Source organism: Streptomyces sp. TRM70350 (genome assembly GCF_019219825.1).
Classification (GTDB): Bacteria; Actinomycetota; Actinomycetes; order Streptomycetales; family Streptomycetaceae; genus Streptomyces.
This window is the reverse complement of record NZ_JAHUXH010000107.1, coordinates 1-941: the sequence shown is the minus strand read 5'-3', so window position 1 is coordinate 941 and position 941 is coordinate 1. Positions and strand designations below refer to the sequence as shown.

Genomic DNA, 941 nt, shown 5'->3' with positions numbered 1-941 from the left:
ACACCCGGGTGTACGTGCTGGACGGGGCGTTGCGTCCGGTGCCGGTGGGGGTGCGTGGTGAGTTGTATGTGGCGGGTGCTGGTGTGGCGCGGGGGTATGCGGGGCGTGCGGGGCTGACGGCGGAGCGGTTCGTGGCGGATCCGTTCTCCGGTGGTGGGGAGCGGATGTATCGCACGGGTGATGTGGTGGCGTGGCGTGCGGACGGGGTGCTGGAGTTCGCGGGGCGTTCGGACGGGCAGGTGAAGATCCGCGGGTTCCGCGTGGAGACCGCCGAGATCGAGGCCGTACTCGTCCGGCACACCGAACTCGCCCAGGCCACCGTGGTGACCCGGGAGGACCGCCCCGGCGACCGGGCCCTCGCCGCCTACCTGGTCCCCGCGGACGCCGGCGCGACCGCCCCGACCGACCGCGACCTGCGGACCGAGGCCGAGCATGTCGAGGAGTGGCACGGACTCTACGACGCCCTGTACCGGGAGAGCGCCGACAACCCGTTCGCGGGCTGGAACAGCAGTTATGACGGGGCGCCGATTCCGGTGGCGGAGATGGAGGAGTGGCGTGCGGCGGCGGTGGCGCGGATCGGTGCTTTGGGGCCGGGCCGGGTGCTGGAAGTGGGTGTGGGCAACGGGCTGTTGCTGCGGGAGCTGGCGGCGCGGTCGGAGTGCTACTGGGGCGTGGATGTGTCGGCGGCGGCGGTGGAGCAGGTGCGGGCCGCGATCGCGGGGGAGGAGTGGGCGGAGCGGGTGCGGTTGCGGGTCGGTTCGGCGTTGGAGACCGAGGGGTTGCCGCGGGGGTTCTTCGACACGGTGGTGCTGAACTCGGTGGTGCAGTACTTCCCCGGGGCGCGGTATGCGGTGGAGGTGCTGCGGGGGCTGGTGCCGCTGCTGGCGCCCGGCGGGCGGATCTTCGTCGGCGACGTACGCGACCTGCGCCACCACCGCACC

The 941-nt window shown here is 72.9% G+C and carries 1 protein-coding gene; it reads left to right on the top strand.

The genetic code is table 11. The features are described 5' to 3' along the window. Positions 1-131 precede the first annotated feature (131 nt). Positions 132-941 (top strand): methyltransferase (locus KWI83_RS37775; protein WP_374106467.1); only part of this gene is annotated, 810 nt, incomplete at its 3' end.